This is a genomic window from Salinisphaera sp. SWV1, from assembly GCF_052044155.1.
In the GTDB taxonomy this organism is placed as follows: domain Bacteria; phylum Pseudomonadota; class Gammaproteobacteria; order Nevskiales; family Salinisphaeraceae; genus Salinisphaera.
This window is the reverse complement of sequence record NZ_JBQDYE010000158.1, coordinates 1-575: the sequence shown is the minus strand read 5'-3', so window position 1 is coordinate 575 and position 575 is coordinate 1. Positions and strand designations below refer to the sequence as shown.

General features: G+C 64.7%; 1 protein-coding gene. It reads right to left on the bottom strand.

From position 1 onward, the window contains the following. A partial coding sequence (locus tag ACS8YF_RS20010) for a biotin/lipoyl-containing protein (RefSeq protein WP_440851813.1) occupies nt 1-575 on the bottom strand: 575 nt, incomplete at both ends.

The following is a 575-nucleotide window of genomic DNA, read 5'->3' as shown; positions in this document are numbered from 1 at the left end:
CCGCTCTGGACTTGATCGAGCGCGCCTTTCACGTAGGACTGCACGTCCTCGAAGGTGATGCGGCCCTTGTGGCCCGAGCCTTCGATACGGCCGAGGTCGGCGCCGAGCTCACGAGCATACTTGCGCACACTGGGCGAGGCATGGGCCTTGCCGAAGCGGTCTTCATCCACCGACTTGAGCTGGGACGGGTCGCCGCCGCGAGTGCCGGCATCGTGCGGCTTGTCGTCCTTGTGCGCGGTGCCCGAACGCGACGTCGACGGCTCTTCGCTGTCCTTGTCGTCGCGCTGTTTTTTGGTTGGGTCGCCGCCCGATTGTGGCTGGCTCTTGGCACCCGAGGATTGGCCGCCGCCGCTGGATTCGAGCAGCGCGATGACGTCGCCTTCGGAGACGGTGCTGCCTTCGGCGACCTTCAGCTCGGCGATCTTTCCGGCTGCGGTGGAGGGGACTTCCAGCGTGGCCTTGTCGGATTCCAGCGTAATCAGCGGCTGTTCCTTTTCAACCGTGTCGCCCTCGGCTACCAGCACTTCGATGACTTCGACCGAATCGAAGTCGCCGATGTCCGGCACCTTCACCTC